General features: G+C 73.2%; 14 protein-coding genes and 2 tRNA genes. 6 read left to right on the top strand and 10 right to left on the bottom strand.

Features of this window, described 5'->3' with window-relative positions; translation table 11 throughout:
- Positions 1–403 precede the first annotated feature (403 nt).
- Entirely contained in the window at positions 404–1,675 is a 1,272-nt protein-coding gene (gene tyrS, locus ACPOLA_RS14480; protein ID WP_435771146.1) for a tyrosine--tRNA ligase, read from the bottom strand.
- Positions 1,676–1,787: 112 nt separating this feature from the next.
- On the opposite strand from tyrS, the gene ACPOLA_RS14475 reads away from it, so the two are divergent.
- The gene (locus ACPOLA_RS14475; protein WP_435771145.1) at positions 1,788–3,335 is read left to right on the top strand and encodes a serine/threonine-protein kinase; all 1,548 of its coding nucleotides are present in this window, start codon (positions 1,788–1,790) and stop codon (positions 3,333–3,335) included.
- A gap of 72 nt (positions 3,336–3,407) precedes the next feature.
- A complete protein-coding gene (locus tag ACPOLA_RS14470; protein WP_435771144.1) occupies positions 3,408–4,436 on the top strand; it encodes a serine/threonine-protein kinase in 1,029 nt (342 codons plus the stop codon).
- Here the strand turns inward: ACPOLA_RS14470 and ACPOLA_RS14465 are convergent.
- Positions 4,405–5,466 (bottom strand): DNA adenine methylase, encoded by a 1,062-nt coding sequence (locus ACPOLA_RS14465; RefSeq protein ID WP_435771143.1) that lies wholly within the window; start codon positions 5,464–5,466, stop codon positions 4,405–4,407. The genes ACPOLA_RS14470 and ACPOLA_RS14465 overlap by 32 nt on opposite strands.
- A 59-nt stretch (positions 5,467–5,525) precedes the next feature.
- Between ACPOLA_RS14465 and ACPOLA_RS14460 the strand changes: the two genes are divergently transcribed.
- From ACPOLA_RS14460 to ACPOLA_RS14450, 3 genes are read left to right on the top strand one after another with little or no spacing between them, the layout of a single operon-like run.
- Positions 5,526–6,344 carry a DUF72 domain-containing protein gene (locus tag ACPOLA_RS14460; protein ID WP_435771142.1) on the top strand — a complete coding sequence of 273 codons (819 nt, stop codon included), beginning with the start codon at positions 5,526–5,528 and terminating at the stop codon, positions 6,342–6,344.
- Positions 6,345–6,377: 33 nt separating this feature from the next.
- Positions 6,378–6,809: a hypothetical protein gene (locus ACPOLA_RS14455; protein ID WP_435771141.1), complete on the top strand. Its 432-nt coding sequence runs from the start codon at positions 6,378–6,380 to the stop codon at positions 6,807–6,809.
- A gap of 12 nt (positions 6,810–6,821) precedes the next feature.
- Positions 6,822–7,568, top strand: coding sequence for a PIG-L deacetylase family protein (locus ACPOLA_RS14450; protein WP_435771140.1), 747 nt, complete (start codon positions 6,822–6,824; stop codon positions 7,566–7,568).
- 36 nt (positions 7,569–7,604) lie between these two features.
- Here the strand turns inward: ACPOLA_RS14450 and ACPOLA_RS14445 are convergent.
- The 5 genes from ACPOLA_RS14445 to ACPOLA_RS14425 all read right to left on the bottom strand — a co-directional run bounded on the left by ACPOLA_RS14445 (position 7,605) and on the right by ACPOLA_RS14425 (position 12,766).
- Positions 7,605–7,678, bottom strand: a tRNA-Ile gene (locus tag ACPOLA_RS14445).
- A gap of 14 nt (positions 7,679–7,692) precedes the next feature.
- Positions 7,693–8,676 (bottom strand): aminoglycoside phosphotransferase family protein, encoded by a 984-nt coding sequence (locus ACPOLA_RS14440; protein WP_435771139.1) that lies wholly within the window; start codon positions 8,674–8,676, stop codon positions 7,693–7,695.
- Positions 8,677–8,746: 70 nt separating this feature from the next.
- Positions 8,747–10,225, bottom strand: coding sequence for a sensor histidine kinase (locus ACPOLA_RS14435; RefSeq protein ID WP_435771138.1), 1,479 nt, complete (start codon positions 10,223–10,225; stop codon positions 8,747–8,749).
- On the bottom strand, positions 10,225–10,941 hold the full coding sequence (locus ACPOLA_RS14430) for a response regulator transcription factor (RefSeq protein ID WP_435771137.1): 717 nt from the start codon (positions 10,939–10,941) through the stop codon (positions 10,225–10,227). The genes ACPOLA_RS14435 and ACPOLA_RS14430 overlap by 1 nt, the downstream gene beginning before the upstream one ends.
- Before the next feature lie 79 nt (positions 10,942–11,020).
- Complete coding sequence (locus ACPOLA_RS14425; protein ID WP_435771136.1) at positions 11,021–12,766, bottom strand: sulfatase family protein; 1,746 nt, start codon at positions 12,764–12,766, stop codon at positions 11,021–11,023.
- A 276-nt stretch (positions 12,767–13,042) separates the two neighbouring features.
- Here ACPOLA_RS14425 and ACPOLA_RS14420 point away from each other — a divergent pair, with 276 nt between their 5' ends.
- Positions 13,043–13,198: a hypothetical protein gene (locus ACPOLA_RS14420; protein ID WP_435771135.1), complete on the top strand. Its 156-nt coding sequence runs from the start codon at positions 13,043–13,045 to the stop codon at positions 13,196–13,198.
- A 61-nt stretch (positions 13,199–13,259) separates the two neighbouring features.
- Here ACPOLA_RS14420 and ACPOLA_RS14415 read toward each other — a convergent pair.
- The 3 genes from ACPOLA_RS14415 to dnaG form a co-directional block, all read right to left on the bottom strand.
- Positions 13,260–13,335: transfer RNA gene (locus ACPOLA_RS14415), tRNA-Asn, on the bottom strand.
- A 65-nt stretch (positions 13,336–13,400) separates the two neighbouring features.
- Positions 13,401–13,910 carry a hypothetical protein gene (locus ACPOLA_RS14410; RefSeq protein WP_435771134.1) on the bottom strand — a complete coding sequence of 170 codons (510 nt, stop codon included), beginning with the start codon at positions 13,908–13,910 and terminating at the stop codon, positions 13,401–13,403.
- The gene (dnaG, locus tag ACPOLA_RS14405; RefSeq protein ID WP_435771133.1) at positions 13,907–15,787 is read right to left on the bottom strand and encodes a DNA primase; all 1,881 of its coding nucleotides are present in this window, start codon (positions 15,785–15,787) and stop codon (positions 13,907–13,909) included. Before dnaG ends, ACPOLA_RS14410 begins: the two co-directional genes overlap by 4 nt.
- Between the last annotated feature and the right edge of the window lie 31 nt (positions 15,788–15,818).

Here is a 15,818-nt window from a genome sequence, read left to right as displayed (position 1 = left end):
GGCATCTTCTGCCAGAATCATCATTGCCGAAAACCCACCAACACCCCCACAAACAAGGGCGCTGGCACAAACAAATACACAACAAACATATGCATGACACACTGTTGAGTTCTCAAACATCACACGCTTCGAGGTTTCCCGTCGCCGGTTCTTCCTCGCGCTGATGGTTGTTCCGCGCCGTACCGCTTCGGCTCTGGCCTGTACCAGGCCCACAAGGCCTGCTTTTCGGACCAGCACCCGAGTGGAGTGCGAGGAACGTGGCCGCCGGGGCCGGAAGCCCTCCGCCTGACTGGCGTCTTGCCTCCCGCCGCTCCCTGCGACGAGTAGAACATTACGACACTCCCCCGACGGCGCACAAATCGGGGTGGGGTGACCCGGCCCACAGGGCGGCGGGAGGCCCTCCTCAGACGACCCGGACGCCGGCGAAGCGCTTCTTGCCCCGGCGCAGCACGAGCCAGGTGCCGCCGATCAGGTCGGTCGCGGACGGGACGTGCTCGGGGTCGTCCACGCGCACGTTGTTGACGTAGGCGCCGCCCTCCCCGACGGTGCGGCGGGCCTCCCCCCTCGACTTCGCCAGCCCGGTGAGCACCAGCAGCTCGACCACGTCGGGGAGGCCGTCCGCTGCGCTCACCTCGACCGCTCCGGCCTCGCCGAGGGCGGCGCCGAGGGTCTCCGGCGCCAGGGTCGTCACGTCGCCCGCGCCGAACAGCGCGGCGGCGGCAGCCTTGGCCTGCTCGGTCTCCTGCGCGCCGTGGACCAGCGTGGTGACCTCGTCGGCGAGGACCTTCTGGGCCTCCCGGAGGAAGGGCTTCTCCGCGTGCCTTGCCTCCAGCTCCTCGATCTCGGAGCGGGAGAGGAAGGTGAAGACGCGCAGCAGCTCGCCGACCTTCTCGTCCTCGACGTTGAGCCAGAACTGGTGGAAGGCGTACGGCGGGAGCATCGCCGGGTCGAGCCAGAGCGCTCCGCCCTCGGTCTTGCCGTACTTCGTGCCGTCGCTCTTGGTGAGCAGCGGCGTCGCGAAGGCGTGCGCCTTGCCGCCCTCCGCTCGCCTGATCAGCTCCACGCCGGCCGTCAGGTTGCCCCACTGGTCGGAGCCGCCGAACTGGAGCGTCACGCCGAGGTCGCGGTAGAGGGTGAGGAAGTCGTAGGACTGCAGCAGGACGTAGCTGAACTCGGTGTAGCTGATGCCCTGCTCCAGCCGGCGCGCCACCACGTCGCGGGCGAGCATCCGGTTGACCGGGAAGTGCTTGCCGATGTCGCGCAGGAAGTCGATCGTGGACAGCGAGGCGGTCCAGTCGTAGTTGTTCACCATCCGCGCGGCGTTGTCGCCCTCGAAGGACAGGAACGGCTCGATCTGGCCGCGGACCCGGTCGGTCCACTCCTTCACCGTGTCCAGCGAGTTGAGGGTGCGCTCACCGGAGTCGCGGGGGTCGCCGATCATCCCGGTGGCGCCGCCCACCAGCGCGTGCGGCTGGTGCCCGGCGAGCTGGAGTCGCCGCGCGGTCAGGATCTGCACGAGGTGGCCCATGTGGAGGCTGGGCGCGGTCGGGTCGAACCCCACGTAGAACCGGACGCTCCCCTCCGCCAGCGCCGCGCGCAGCGCATCGCGGTCGGTGGACTCGGCCAGCAGGCCTCGCCACGCCAGGTCGTCGAGGAGGGTGGTGTCGACGGACACGTCGGTCCTTCCGGTTCGCGGATCGTGCTGATTGCGGAGCCCAGCCTGCCCCATCCGCACGGAGACGACACAACGGGTTCCGCCGGCGGTGAGTGGGTACCGCCGAGACGACATGGCAGCAGCACGGGTGGCCGACAGGTACACGCTCGACCACGAGGTGGGCAGGGGGGCGTGTGGTGCTGTCTGGGCTGCCACCGACGAGATCCTCGACCGCACCGTCGCCATCAAGCGCGTCGGACCCGTGCCCGGCGGTGACCAGACCGAGACGATCCGCGCCGAGCGCGAGGCGCGGCTCGCGGCCCAGGTCAGCCACCCGCACGTGATCTCGGTCTTCGACCTGGTCCACGACGAGGACCACCACTGGCTCGTCATGGAGTACGTCGACGGCTCGCCCCTCTCGGCCCTGATCAAGGAGCGCGGGCCGCTCCCGCCGGACGACCTGGCGGCGATGATCGCGCCGGTCGCCGACGCGCTCGCGTTCGCGCACGACGTCGGAATCGTGCACCGGGACGTGAAGCCGTCCAACATCCTCGTCCGCCGGGACGGCGAGGCGAAGCTGACCGACTTCGGGATCGCGCGCACCATGCAGGACGCCACGCTCACCCAAACCGGCGCGGTGACCGGCTCCCCCGCCTACCTGGCCCCCGAGGTGGCGACCGGCGGGAGTGCCACGCCGGCCAGCGACGTCTGGTCCTTCGGCGCCACCCTCTACCACGCGCTCGCCGGACGGCCGCCGTACCACCGCGAGGACGAGGACAACGCCGTACTCGCTGTGCTCTACCGGATCGTGCACGAGGAGCCGCCGCGGCTGCCCTCGGCCGGCTGGCTCGCGCCGCTGCTCGAGATGACGCTGACCCACGACCCGGCCGGACGGCCGTCCATGGCGGAGGTGCGGGACTTCCTGTATGCCCGGACCCCGGACGTGTCGCGGCCGACGCTCTTCCTGCCGTCCGCCGAGTCGCCCGCCCCCGAGGAGCTCGCCGGCAGCCCGGGCCTGGCCACCGTCGCGGTCGCCGCCGGCACGGTGGAGACCCGTCGGCCGCCCGTCGCGCAGCGCGGGGCCCGGTCGCGCCGGAACCATCCGCCCCGCCGCGCCGTGACCGGGCTGCGGCGCACGGTGGTCGTCGCCGCTGCGGTCGCCACCGTGCTCCTGGTGACCGGCCTGACCTTCGCGCTGGGGACCAGCGACGACGGCGGCGGGCAGTCCGGCGCCACGGCAGCGCCGAGCGACACGGTGCCCGCCAGCGGGAGCGACGAACCGAGCCCCACCGAGCCGTTCCCGCAGGCGACGGACGACGCCGCGTCCGACGAGGCGCCGCCCCAGGACGACCCGACCACCGACGCTCCCCCGACCTACGAGCCGCCGACCGCGGCCGAGCTGCGGGACTTCGCCCGCACCTACGTGCGCACCGCGGAGCGCAACCCGACCGCCGGCTTCCGGATGCTCACCCCGGGCTACCAGAACCGCAGCCCGCGGTACGACGAGTTCTGGGGCTCGATGAGCAACCCGCGCATCCTCGAGCTGGCGGCCGACCCGGCGGCGATGACGGTCACCTACACCTATCGCTACCGGTTCCCGGGCGCGGGCACCCGCACGGAGCGGGTGACGCTCGAGCTGGTGAAGCGGGACGGCCGGCTGCTGATCGCCGACGCCAGCTGAGGGCCGCCGAACCGGGTCGCCGGTGGTCCGAACCGCCGGTGGGCGGGTCCGGACGGCGGTAGCCTTCCGCGGGTGAGCGAGCACGCCCCCCGGCTCGCGGAGCACGTGCGCGACCGTGGTCCGCTCGCGCCGGACACCGCGGCGCGCCTGCTGCTGCCGGTCGCCGAGTCGCTGGCGGAGCTCCACGCCGCGGAGCGGGTGCACGGTGCCGTCTCGCCCGCCGCGATCGAGGTCGGCGGGGCGGGCGCGGCGCTGCTCGCCCCCGGCGCGTCGGCGCCGGAGCGGGTGTTCCTCGCGCCGGAGGTCGCTGCGGGCGCCCGGCCCGGCCCCGCGGCGGACGTCTGGTCGTTCGCCGGAGTCCTCCACCACACCGCCACCGGCCGCCCGCCGTACGCGCGGCCGTCCGGTCCTCGCGACGGCGGCTGGCTGCGTCCGCTGACCGAGCTGGCGCTGCTCCCCGAGCCGGCCGACCGTCCCTCGATGGCGGACGTCGTCGGCTATCTGCGCGCCCGCGTCGGCGACGTCGGCAAGGTCGAGCGGACCGCTCCATCGGCCGCGTCCGCGGTGCCGCCGGCCATGGGACGGAGCGGCGGCGTGGCGCTCGGGATCCTCGGGGCGGCCGTCATCGTGCTGCTCGCCGTCGTCGGTGCGGGGCTGGTCCTGGCGGGCGGAGCGAGCGACCAGGGAGACGCGGGCCGCGCGGGCGACGGCCGGCCGAGTGCGTCGAGCCCCGCTCCGTCGACGCGCCCCGCGCCGCGTCGTACGACGACCGGTACGGCGACGCCCCGGCCGCCCACCGCGGCCCGGCTGGAGCGGTTCGCGCGCCGCTACGTCGCGACCGCGAGCCGGGACCCCGACCGCGGGTTCACCCGACTGACCCGCGACTACCAGCAGCAGAGCCCGCGCTACCACGAGTTCTGGTCGTCGATCGAGGACCCGCGCATCCTCAGCGTCTCGGCGGACCCGGGGGCGATGACGGTGGCCTACACCTACCGCTACGCGCTGCCGGACGGGGCACGGCGGACGGAGGCGGTGACCCTGCACCTCGTGCGGCGGGGCGACCGGCTGCTCATCGCGGGGTCGTCGGCGCGGCAGCTCTGACCGCCGCCTCGACCCGCTCGCCCGGGCCTGCGACGAAGACGTACTCGACGTTGCGGAGCCGGCCCACCTCCCCCACCCGCTCGCCGGCGCGGTTGTGGATGCCGATCTGGGCACCGACGTAGCGCTTGTGGTCGAAGGCGAGCAGTGCGACCTCGGCGTGGCCCGCGTCGCGCAGGGCGCCGGTCATCTGCTCCGGCGTGACCCACGACTCGTCGTTGTAGGAGACGACCACCACCTCCGCCCGCAGCCGGCCGAGCAGGTCCGCGAGCGCCTGCGGCATCGTGCGCCGGCTGTTGAAGACGCTGCGCCGGTCGCGGGCGTCGACCCGCTTGCAGGCGACCCCGTAGTGGTCCGGAGCGTCCCAGCGGACCAGGGTCTCCCAGATGTGGTAGTTCGCGAAGTAGCGGTGCTGGTTGTACGGCGGGTCGACGTAGGCCAGGTCGACCGGCTCCAGCACGTCGACCACGGCCATCGCGTCTCCGGTCACGGTGGCGCCGGGACCGGCGATCAGGTCGGGCCGGCGGAGGTCGAGGTCGCGGTGCGCGCGCGGCGCCCACTGCTTGAGGTAGGCCATGTGCACGCCGGTCGTCGAGTCGACCCGGTCGGCGGCCAGCATCAGGCTGGTCAGCAGCAGCGGCCGCAGCGCACTCCCGGGCGGGTGGTCGCGCTCGATCGCGTCGCGGACGGCGTCGACCCGCATCCCGTTCTTGGGCTGGAAGAACCGGGCGCGCTCGCAGAAGGTCTCGGTGAAGTAGCCCCGCCGGCCGGGAAGCGCCGCCAGCCGCGCCAGCTCGGCGTCGAGTGCCGGCACGTCGACCGCCGCAGCGTCGGTGGCGACGTAGCAGTCGCTCAGCACGGCGGAGTACGACGCCAGGTCGGCCGCGGTGACGACCATCCCGCGACGCTTCAGCTCCTGGGCGACGCGGGTGGTGCCGGTGAACAGGTCGACGGCGGTGCGCGCGCCGGCGGCCACGGCGAGGTCCCCGAGCACCGGCACCAGCGTGCGCTTCGACCCGAGGTACTTGATCACAGCGAGCAGCGTAGGTCCGCGCCGGGTTTCCGGCTCCAGGAGCGGGGTACCGCGGCCGCATGGGCAGCATCCGCGTCGGCACCTCCGGGTGGTCCTACCCCCGGTGGCGCGGCGACTTCTACCCCAAGGGCCTCGTCCAACGGACGGAGCTGGCCTACATCGCCGAGCGGATGCAGTCGCTGGAGATCAACGGCTCCTTCTACTCGCTGCAGCGGCCGTCGTCGTACGCCGCCTGGCGGGACGCGACGCCACCGGGGTTCGTGTTCGCCGTCAAGGGCGGGCGGTTCATCACCCACCTCAAGAAGCTGCGGGACGTGGAGGCGCCGCTGGCCAACTTCTTCGCCTCGGGCGTGCTCGCGCTCGGCCCGAAGCTGGGGCCGGTGCTGTGGCAGCTGCCCGAGGTCGTGCAGTACGACGCCGGGCTGATGGAGCAGTTCTACGCCCTGCTCCCGCGGACCACCGCCGAGGCGTCGGCACTCGCCGAGAAGCACGACGACCGGTTGACGGGCGACCGGGTGCTGACCTCGTACGACGCCGACCGGCCGCTGCGCCACGTGCTGGAGTTCCGCCACCGCAGCTTCTGCACCGACGAGTCGTTCGCCCAGATGCGCACCCACGACATCGGCTGCGTCATCGCCGACACGGCGGGCCGCTGGCCGGAGGCCGAGGCGGTCACGAGCGACGTCGTCTACGTGCGCCTCCACGGCGACACCGAGCTCTACGTGAGCGGCTACACGCCCGAGGCCCTCGACCGGTGGGCGAGCAAGTGCCTGACGTGGGCGGAGCAGGCCGACGTCTACGTCTACTTCGACAACGACGCCAAGGGCTACGCGCCGCACGACGCCCTCGCCCTGATGGAGCGGACCCGGCTGGCCTGAGTGCCGACCGGCCCGCCGGGTACTGCGATGGGCATGTCTGAGCTCGTGATGTTCCTGCTCGTGGTCCAGGTCCTCGTGGGCATGTACCTCTACAGCTTCGTGCTGGGCGCCGGGCAGAAGAACAGCAACGCCCGTGCCACCCGGATCCCCGACCTGGTCGCCGTGCTGCACCCGGCGGCGGCCGGCTCCACCGTGGTGCTCTGGATCCTCTACCTGGTCTCCGGGGAGACCGGCTTCGCGTGGGCGACGCTGGGCGTCATCGTGGCAACCGCGGCTCTGGGCGGCTTCATGTCGCTGAAGGCGCTCACGGGCAGAGCCACGGTGGACGACCGGCCCGCGGCCGAGCCCGCCGACGTGCGGGTGGCCGAGAAGCAGATCCCCGGTCTCGTCGCCCGGTTCCACGGGCTGACGTTCGCCGTCATGGCGGTCCTCATCCTGCTCGTGGCGCTCGGCGTCGGCGACTGACATGCTCGTCGCATGACGGACGCGCCACCTCCGCTGCTCCCGCTCGACGAGGACTGGCAGCGCGCGCTGTGCATCGTGGCGCACCCCGACGACATGGAGTTCGGGGCTGCGGCCGCGGTCGCGCGTTGGACCGGCCAGGGCAAGACCGTCGGCTACTGCATGGTGACCAGCGGCGAGGCCGGCATCGACGGCCTCGAGCCGGAGAGGTGCCGTGAGGTGCGCGAGGCCGAGCAGGTGGAGTCGTCCCGGATCGTCGGCGTCGACACCGTCGACTTCCTCCGGGAGCCGGACGGCGTCCTGGAGTACGGCGTCCCGCTGCGGCGGCTGCTCGCGGGCGTCGTACGGCGGCACCGTCCCGAGATCGTCGTCACCGGCAACTTCCGGGAGACCTGGGGCGGCCGCAACCTCAACCAGGCCGACCACATCGCGGTCGGCCGGGCCGTGCTGGACGCCGTACGCGACGCCGGCAACCGGTGGGTCTTCCCCGAGCATCTCGGCGACGACCTCGAGCCGTGGGGCGGGGTCCGCGAGGTGTGGGCCTTCGGCTCCCCCGACGCCACCCACGCGGTCGACACCACCGAGACGTTCGAGACCGGCGTGGCGTCCCTCCTCGCGCACGCCGCGTACATCGAGGGCCTCGGCTGGGAGGACTGGGACCCCCGCGAGTCGCTGGAGGGCATGGCGCGCGGCGCCGGCTCCCGCCTGGGCGTGCGGTTCGCCGCGCCGTTCGAGGTGTTCCCGATGGGCTGGGGCGACTGACCGCTGCCTTCGCCGGTCGCACGGACCACGGACCTGTGGGGCGGGTGGGGCTCGAACCCACGACCCAAGGATTATGAGTCCTCTGCTCTGACCGACTGAGCTACCGCCCCGTGCGGGCCAAACCCTAGTGGGCGGACGCGCCGAGGGGCGGGTCGTCGGTCAGCATGGCGAGCCAGGCGGCCGGGGCCGAGCCGTACTCGGCGTGCTCGCTGGGGGTCATCGAAGCCACGCACCGGCGCCAGGACTCGACCCGGGCCAGCCGGGCCAGCCGCAGGGCGGCCGGCAGCGCCGCGCGGAGCTCGCGCAGCGGCACCAGGTCGCTCCACACCTCGAGCGCGGCGTCGGCTATCCGCCACAGCCGGGGGTCGTCGGGGGCGGCGTCCAGCTCGTGGCCCGCCATCATCAGGGGCACGAGGAGGTTGCCGAGTGGCTCTGCCAGGACGGCATCTCCGAAGTCGAAGAACCGCAGCCGTCCCTCCTGCTCCACGACGTTGCCGGTGTGCAGGTCGTTGTGGAGGAGGGTCAGCGGCAGTGCGAGGTCCTCGACCTCCTCGGCCCACCGGGCGATCACCGGCAGCAGCGCCTGCACCCGGGAGGCCGCCTCGGGTGCGAGGCGACGGGGATCGTCCGCGGGAAGGGCGCCGAGCCGGCCCGCCGCGTCGGCGACGTACGTCGTGGCGTCGCCGGGCGGGAGGCTGGTGAGGCCCACCTCGTCGAGCCGGCCGGCGGTCTGCCGCTGCAGGTAGGCGGCGGCGGTCACGACGCGGCACCACCGGTCGACGTCGCCGCCCTCCGACTCGTCGAGCGTCGGGCCGAGGTCCTCGGTCAGCAAAAGGTCGCGCTCGGAGTCGGCCGCGACCACCGGCACGACGTAGCCGGGGGCGAGCGTCGCCAGCCGGCTGACGAGCCGCGCCTCGTGCGCCTGGCCGGGGCAGTTCTGCTTGGCGTAGCCGACGGTGCCGCCGGCCTCCACCCGCCAGACCGCCGACCACGGCCGCTTCCGGACCAGCCGGATCTGCGCCGCGCCGGTGACGGCGCTGCCGACGAACGCGCACAGCTCGCGGGTGAAGGCAGGCGTCGTCCACACCGCACTGCTCCACGTGGTCACCCGGGAAGGGTGACCGACGGTGAGGTCCCGGCGCCAACGGTTTCCCGCAGGTCAGTGCGGTCGAGCCGGGTCAGGGCAGGTGCACGGCGACCGTCGTGCTCCCCGGCCGGGTCCGCAGCGCGACGCGGCCGCCGTGGGCGCCGACGATCGCCTGCACCAGCGCCAGCCCGAGCCCGACCCCGTCGGCGCGCTGGCGAGCGGCGTCGCCGCGGGTGAACCGCTCGAAGGCGGTGTCGACCAGGTCGGGCGGGAAGCCCGGTCCGTCGTCGTGGACGTCGAACCCGTCCGGGCGCACCGTGACCGTCACCGTGGTGCCCGGCGGGGTGTACTTGCGAGCGTTGGCGAGCAGGTTGGTCACCACCTGGTGCAGACGACGTCCGTCACCGGTCACCTCGACCGGCTCGGCGGCCTCGGGCAGCACGATGCGCCAGACGTGGTCGGGGGCGACGACCCGGGCGTCGTCCACCGCCTCGAGCAGCAGCCGGGTGAGGTCGACCGGCTCGGAGGCGAGGGGCCGACCCGCGTCCAGACGGGCGAGGAGGAGCAGGTCCTCGACCAGCGCCGTCATCCGCTGCGCCTCCTCCTCGACCTTGGCCAGAGCCACGCCGGCCGTCTCCTGGTCACCCCGCCGCCGCGCCAGCTCGGTGTAGCCGGCGATCGTGGTGAGCGGCGTGCGCAGCTCGTGGGAGGCGTCGGCGACGAACTGGCGCACCTGCTGCTCGCTGCGGTGGCGCGCGGACAGCGACGACTCGACGTGCGCCAGCAGCCGGTTGAGCGCCGCGCCCACCTGCCCCGCCTCCGTGCGCGCGTCGGTCAGGTGGGCCGGGACCCGCTCCGTCACGCCGATCTCGCCGGAGTCCAGGGGAAGCGCCGTCACCGCGTGCGCGGTCGCGGCCACCTCCGTGAGCGGCCGCAGCTGGCGTCGTACGACGAGCCTGGCGGCCAGCCCGGCGACGAGGATGCCGAGCAGCGCCAGCACCACCTCCCAGCGGACCAGCGAGAGCGTCGCCTCGTCGACGTCGTCGGTGGGGAGCGCGACGGCCGTGACGCCGCCGTCGTCGCGGACGTGCGCGAGCGCCCGGTGGGGGCCACGCCCGGGCACGTCGACGGTGCGCACCTCGTCGTCGTCGGCGGCGGCGAGGAGCTCGTCGACGGCCTCCTCGTCGAGGGCGACCGCCGCCGGGCCGCGCCCGGTGTCGGCCATCACGAAGCCCTCGTCGGCACCGCGGCCGCGGTAGGCGCAGAGGGTGCCCACCTCGAGCCCGCGGAGGTTGCCGTACCGGTCGGCGACGCCTGGGTCCGGATCGGGACCGGGCTCGGGATCGCCGTACCGCTCGGGAACGCCGATGCCCGAGGGACGCGGGTCCGGACCGCCGCCGTAGGTCAGCCTCCGCAGCGAGTCGGCGACGTCCTGGTCGAGCCGGTCCATCAGCCAGGCCCGCATCGCGAGGGTGGTCGCCGCGCCGATCAGCAGCGACACCACGGCGACCAGCGCCACGGAGGTGACGACCAGCCGTGACGTCAGCGACCGCGGAAGGCGCAGCGCCATCAGGTGGCCGGCTTCAGCACGTAGCCGGCGCCGCGCATCGTGTGGATCATCGGCGGGCGGCCGGCATCGATCTTCTTGCGGAGGTAGGAGATGTAGAGCTCGACCACGTTGGCCTGGCCGCCGAAGTCGTAGTTCCAGACCCGGTCGAGGATCTGGGCCTTGCTCAGCACGCGGCGGGGGTTGCGCATCAGGTAGCGGAGCAGCTCGAACTCGGTCGCCGTGAGGCTGATCTGCTCACCCCCGCGGGTCACCTCGCGGCTGTCCTCGTCGAGCACCAGGTCGCCGACGGCGAGGGTGGACCGCCCGTGCTCCTGGGCGACACCGGCCCGGCGCACGAGAGCCCGGAGCCGGGCGACCAGCTCCTCGAGCGAGAACGGCTTGGTCACGTAGTCGTCCCCGCCCGCGGTGAGGCCGGCGACCCGGTCCTCGACCGCGTCGCGCGCGGTCAGGAACAGGACGGGTACGGCGGGGTCCGCCGACCGGATCCGGCGGAGCACCTCCATCCCGTCGAAGTCCGGCAGCATCATGTCCAGCACGACGACGTCCGGGACGCTCGACCGGGCGGCGGCCACCGCCTCCCCGCCGGAGTGGGCGGTGTCGACGGCCCAGCCCTCGTAGCGCAGCGCCATGGCGACGAGCTCGGCGATGTTGACCTCGTCGTCGACGACCAGCGCGCGGAGCGGCGTGCCGTCGGCGCGGGCGGCGGTCTCGGTCATGGCACCAGACTGCCGCACCCACCTGTGCGACTCCTGTGTGAGCCCAGTGTGGGCGTGCGGGTCGCGGCCGGGGACGCCGTCAGTCGTCCCAGCCGTAGGCGCGGACGATCTCGTCCCAGTAGGCGACGGTGTTCGCCTCGTTCTGCCCGGCGTCGGCCGAGAGCAGCGGCGGAAGCGGCTGCGCACAGCCCCGGCCGCGACAGCCCTTGACCTCCAGCCACAGCCGGTCGAGGGCCCGGCGCACGGCGGCGTACTCGCGCGAGCCGTAGACGTTGCGGTCCTGGCGCGGGTCCGCAACGAGGTCGTAGAGCTCGCCGGAGCCGTCGCGGTAGCGGGTGTAGGAGTACTGGCTGACCCGCAGGCCGATGGTCGTCCGGCGGTCGCGGAACGCGGGATCGTCGCCCTCCGAGGTGCGCACCGCCTCGGTGACGATCGGCGTGGTCCACCCCCGGTCGCCCGCGACCAGCGACGGCAGCCGGCTCTGGCCGTCGGCCGGGTGCGGCGCCCTGGCCCGCGCCAGGTCGAGGATGGTGGCCGTCAGGTCGACCGTCGACACGGGGTCGTAGCGCTGCTGCGGGTCCCGGAGTCCCGGTCCGGTCACCAGGAGCGGCACCCGGAGGGACGGCTCGTAGGCGCGCACCTTCGTCATGCTGAGGCCGTGCTCGCCCATCAGCATGCCGTTGTCGGAGGTGAACACGAAGACCGTGTCGTCCCACTCCCCCGACCGCTTCAGCTCCCGCACGAGGCGAGCGATGTGCAGGTCCATCACGTGGATCGACTCCGCGCGTTGACGGGTCGCCTCACGCAGCGCGACCGCGACGTCGCCGCCGATCAGCCGGGAGCGGTCCTGCACGACCGGCGGCTTGTCGGCGAGGTCGGTCTCGACCGGCTCCCCGGTCACGGCCACCCCGGAGGCGCGGTCGACCCGGGCGTCGTACCGCCCCCGCACCCACTCGGGCCGGGACGGGGTGACCACGTGCACCAGGTCGCCGCGCGTGTCGCGCAGGTCGTGCGGGTCGCCGGGCTCGACCGGTTCGCCGTGGTGCGGCGCCACGTAGTTGACGTACATGAAGAACGGGTCTCCCGCGGCCGCGAACCGACCCGCCATGTCGACGGAGAAGTCGCCGATGACCTGGCTCTGGTAGACGCCCTCGTGGGTGTCGTCGACGACCCCGTTCACGTTGAACGGCGTGTCGTAGTAGTCGTAGGTCTGGCCGTCGAACCCGGCGTTGCCCGGGTTCTCGATGGCGGCGCGCCAGTCGGTCCAGCCGTTCGGCACATAGGTGTACGACGGCGCACCCGTCACCTTCGCCGGGTCGATCCCGTAGCGGTTGAGGTACTTCCCGATGAAGCCGGTGCGGTAGCCGGCCTCCTGCAGGGACGTCGCCAGGGTGCGCGAGTCGTCGAAGGCGCCGTACCCGAACGGCGGCTCGTGCCAGAGGACCTTGTGGTTGTGGGCGTACTGCCCGGTCAAGAACGACGCCCGGGCCGGGCAGCACAGCGGGAACGGCGAGAACGAGTTCTCGAACGAGACGCCGTGGTCGGCCACGAGGCGGCGCAGGCTCGGCGCGAACGCGAGGTCGTCGACCCGCATGTCGTCGGCCATCACGACGACCACGTTGGGCCGGTCCGGCAGTGCGCCGGCCGACCCCTGCTCGGTCGGCTGCGGCGACGGCGGCACCGTCGTCGCCGCGTCGGTGCGGGGACCGCCGGTGGCGGCGCGGGTGTGGCGCGCGGTCGAGCCGAGGACCAGCGCGAGGACCAGCCCCAGGGACACCAGCACGCCGAGGACGACGAGCGACGTCCTCACCACGGAGGCGCGCATCACGACACCTCCCGGATCGGCACGGCGACACCCTACGGTCACCAAGACGTCACGGGAGGCGCTTTGGTTGCATCGGCGGGTCCTGCGTCGACGACGTCCGCCGAGGTGGAGGGCGGGCGGCCTGAGCGCGACGCACCAGGCGAATTTGTCGTCCGACCGGCGGAATGGCGACAAAAATGGCAGGTGCGTGCAGCCGACGCCACAAGGGTGACCCCGACACTGGCACTGTGGTCGGGTGGTGTGTTGATGTGGTGTCCCCGACCGAAGGAGGAGCTCGTGGAGAGTGAGCGCAAGGACGACGACGATGTCCCCTCGACCGCCGACGCGTTCGCCCCGCCGGCAGGCCCGCGGAGCAGACCGATCATGCTGGCCGTCGTCGTGGCGGTCGCGGTCTGCGTGCTCGTGCTGCTGCTGGCCGTGGCGCTGGGCTAGATCTGCCCCACACGCGGAGGCGAGCCCGGACCGGACGTCTCCCCGGTCAACGGCGTTCTTGTGGCTCCCCCGATTGGACTCGAACCAATAACCCTGCGATTAACAGTCGCATGCTCTGCCAATTGAGCTACGGGGGAATGCTGGCCTGCCGGGCGCCGGGGCGCCGAGCAGCGGGGAAACACTAGCAAGGCCGGTCGCGGCCTCAGAAATCGCCAGCCGCCCCGTCGCCGATGTCGGCTCGGGCCCCGGCGAGCGCTCGCTCGACCACCGCCGCGACCTTCGGGTCGGCGGGGTCCAGGCCGTCGTCGTACTCGACGAACCAGGCCAGGCTGCCGCGCCCGCCCGGCGCCCGCCGGGCGAGGATCCGCGCTCCGAGCCGGCCGCGCACCGTGACGTGCCGCTGGAGGGCGATGCTGGCCGTGACCCGCTCCCGCACCAGCTGCAGGAAGCGCGGCGCGTCGTCGAGGCGTACGACGTGCGTGGGCGCCGGCTCGCCGAACGAGCCGATCTCCACGACCCGCAGCTCCGAAGCATCCTGGTCCCAGTCGGCGCTGGCCACCTGCTCCCACGGCACCCGCTGCGGGAGGTACAGCGCGTCGCGAGTGCCTCCGACGGCCTCGCCGGAGCCCGTCACGGCGGCCCACGCGAGCAGCCGCTCACCCTGGGCGACCTCGAGCGGCGGCTTGCGGCCCGGAAGCGGAGGGAACCTCACGACGCGCTGCTCACGATCTTCTCGCGAAGCGTGCGCCGGTGCTGCTCGAGCGCCGCCAGCTCACCGAACATCTTGTTGTAGTCGCTCGCCTGCTCGACCGGGTTGGTCCGCTGCAGCCGCGACTTCAGCTCGCTGATCCGGCGCAGCGCGGTCAGCTCCTGCAGCCGGTGCACGTGGTGCGCGACGTAGGCGGCGTCGACCTCCCGCGACGCCGGGATCGGCTCGACCGCGAGCGCGCTGATCGCCGAGGACACCGCCGGGTCGGTCGCGCCCTCCCGGACCCGGGTCACCCACGCCGGGTCCGCCTGGCCCGCCGCCGGACCACCCGCGGCCGCCACCAGGTCCCAGACCGCGCGGTAGGTGGGGTGGGTGAAGTCGTTGGCGCCGATGTCCGCCGTCGTCCGCCCGATCGCCACCGGGTGCTGCAGCACCAGCTTGAGGGTCTCGCGCTCGATCCCGAACCGCGGGTCGCGCAGGTCGGGGACGGTTGACCGCGGCTGCCCGTGGTCGGGAGGCTGCGGGGTGCGCTGCCCGGTGGGCGCCGACGAGCCGCGGGCGGCGGCGCGGCGTACCTCCGCCCGGGCCTCGTCGACGTCGACCCCGACCATGCCGGCGAGCTCGCGGGCGAAGGCGTCGACCTTGGACCGGTCGCGGATGCTGGCGACCAGCCGGGCGCCCGCGCGCAGGGCGTCGACCCGGCTGTCGGCGCGGTCGAGGTCGTAGCGGCCGACCACGTTGTCGAGGACGAAGCGGTAGAGCGGCTTGCGGGTGGCGACGAGCTCGCGCACGGCGGCGTCGCCCTCCTTGATGCGGAGCTCGCAGGGGTCCATGCCCTGCGGTGCGACGGCGACGTAGGTCTGCGCCACGAACCGCTGGTCGCCCTCGAACGTGCGCAGCGCGGCCTTCTGCCCGGCCTCGTCGCCGTCGAAGGTGAAGACGACCTCGGTGCGGAACTCCTCGTGGTCGTCGAGGAACCGGCGCAGCACCCGCGCGTGGTCGTCGCCGAACGCCGTGCCGCACGTCGCGACGGCCGTGCCCACCCCGGCGAGGTGGCAGGCCATGACGTCGGTGTAGCCCTCGACCACCACCGCCTGCGAGGTCCGGGCGATCTCCCGCCGGGCCAGGTCGATGCCGTAGAGCACCTGGCTCTTCTTGTAGATGGGGGTCTCCGGCGTGTTGAGGTACTTCGCGTCGATCCGGTCGTCGTCGAAGATGCGCCGGGCACCGAACCCGATCGTGTCGCCGGAGGCGTCGCGGATCGGCCAGAGCAGCCGCCCGCGGAACCGGTCGTAGAGCGACCGGCCCATCGCCACCAGCCCGGCCGCGACGACCTCCTCGGAGGTGAACCGGCGGCCGCTCAGGTGTCGCCAGAGCGCTTCGCCGTCGCGAGGCGCGAACCCGACGCCGAACCGGAGGGCCGCCTCCTGGTCGAAGCCACGCTGGTCCAGGAACTGCCGCGCCTGGAGGGCCTCGGGCGAGCCGAGCTGCTCGGCGTAGAACTCCTGTGCGACGGCGTGGGCCTCGACGAGCCGGCGCCGCTGCGGACCCTTCGGCCGGTCGTCGGTGCCGCCCTCCTCACGCCGCAGCTGGACGCCGTACTTGTCGGCCATCCGCTCGACGGCCTCGACGAACGTCAGGCCGTCCATCTTCATCAGGAACGTGAAGATGTCGCCGCCCTCGCCGCAGCCGAAGCAGTGCCAGAACTGGCGGGCGGGCGTCACGTGGAACGACGGGGACTTCTCGTCGTGGAACGGGCACAGGCCCTTGAGCGAGCCGCCGCCGGCGTTGCGGAGCGTGACGTAGCCGGAGACGACCTCGTCGATGCGGACCCTCTCGCGGACCGCGGCGATGTCCTCGTCACGGATCCGTCCAGCCATGGCGCGATCCTACGGGGCGCGCCGGCGTCTC

Origin of the sequence: Nocardioides proteolyticus (assembly GCF_051280635.3) — a bacterium.
In the GTDB taxonomy this organism is placed as follows: Bacteria; Actinomycetota; Actinomycetes; order Propionibacteriales; family Nocardioidaceae; genus Nocardioides.
The sequence above is the reverse complement of the archived record's forward strand: the minus strand, read 5'-3'. Positions and strand labels throughout refer to the sequence as shown.

Excerpts from the sequence above, each read along its gene's own strand:
- ACPOLA_RS14435 (WP_435771138.1), bottom strand. The coding sequence starts at position 10,225 with ATGGCGCTGCGCCTTCCGCGGTCGCTGACGTCACGGCTGGTCGTCACC.
- dnaG (WP_435771133.1), bottom strand. The coding sequence starts at position 15,787 with ATGGCTGGACGGATCCGTGACGAGGACATCGCCGCGGTCCGCGAGAGG.
- ACPOLA_RS14430 (WP_435771137.1), bottom strand. The coding sequence starts at position 10,941 with ATGACCGAGACCGCCGCCCGCGCCGACGGCACGCCGCTCCGCGCGCTG.
- ACPOLA_RS14455 (WP_435771141.1), top strand. The coding sequence starts at position 6,378 with ATGTCTGAGCTCGTGATGTTCCTGCTCGTGGTCCAGGTCCTCGTGGGC.
- ACPOLA_RS14475 (WP_435771145.1), top strand. The coding sequence starts at position 1,788 with ATGGCAGCAGCACGGGTGGCCGACAGGTACACGCTCGACCACGAGGTG.
- ACPOLA_RS14460 (WP_435771142.1), top strand. The coding sequence starts at position 5,526 with ATGGGCAGCATCCGCGTCGGCACCTCCGGGTGGTCCTACCCCCGGTGG.
- ACPOLA_RS14425 (WP_435771136.1), bottom strand. The coding sequence starts at position 12,766 with ATGCGCGCCTCCGTGGTGAGGACGTCGCTCGTCGTCCTCGGCGTGCTG.
- ACPOLA_RS14450 (WP_435771140.1), top strand. The coding sequence starts at position 6,822 with ATGACGGACGCGCCACCTCCGCTGCTCCCGCTCGACGAGGACTGGCAG.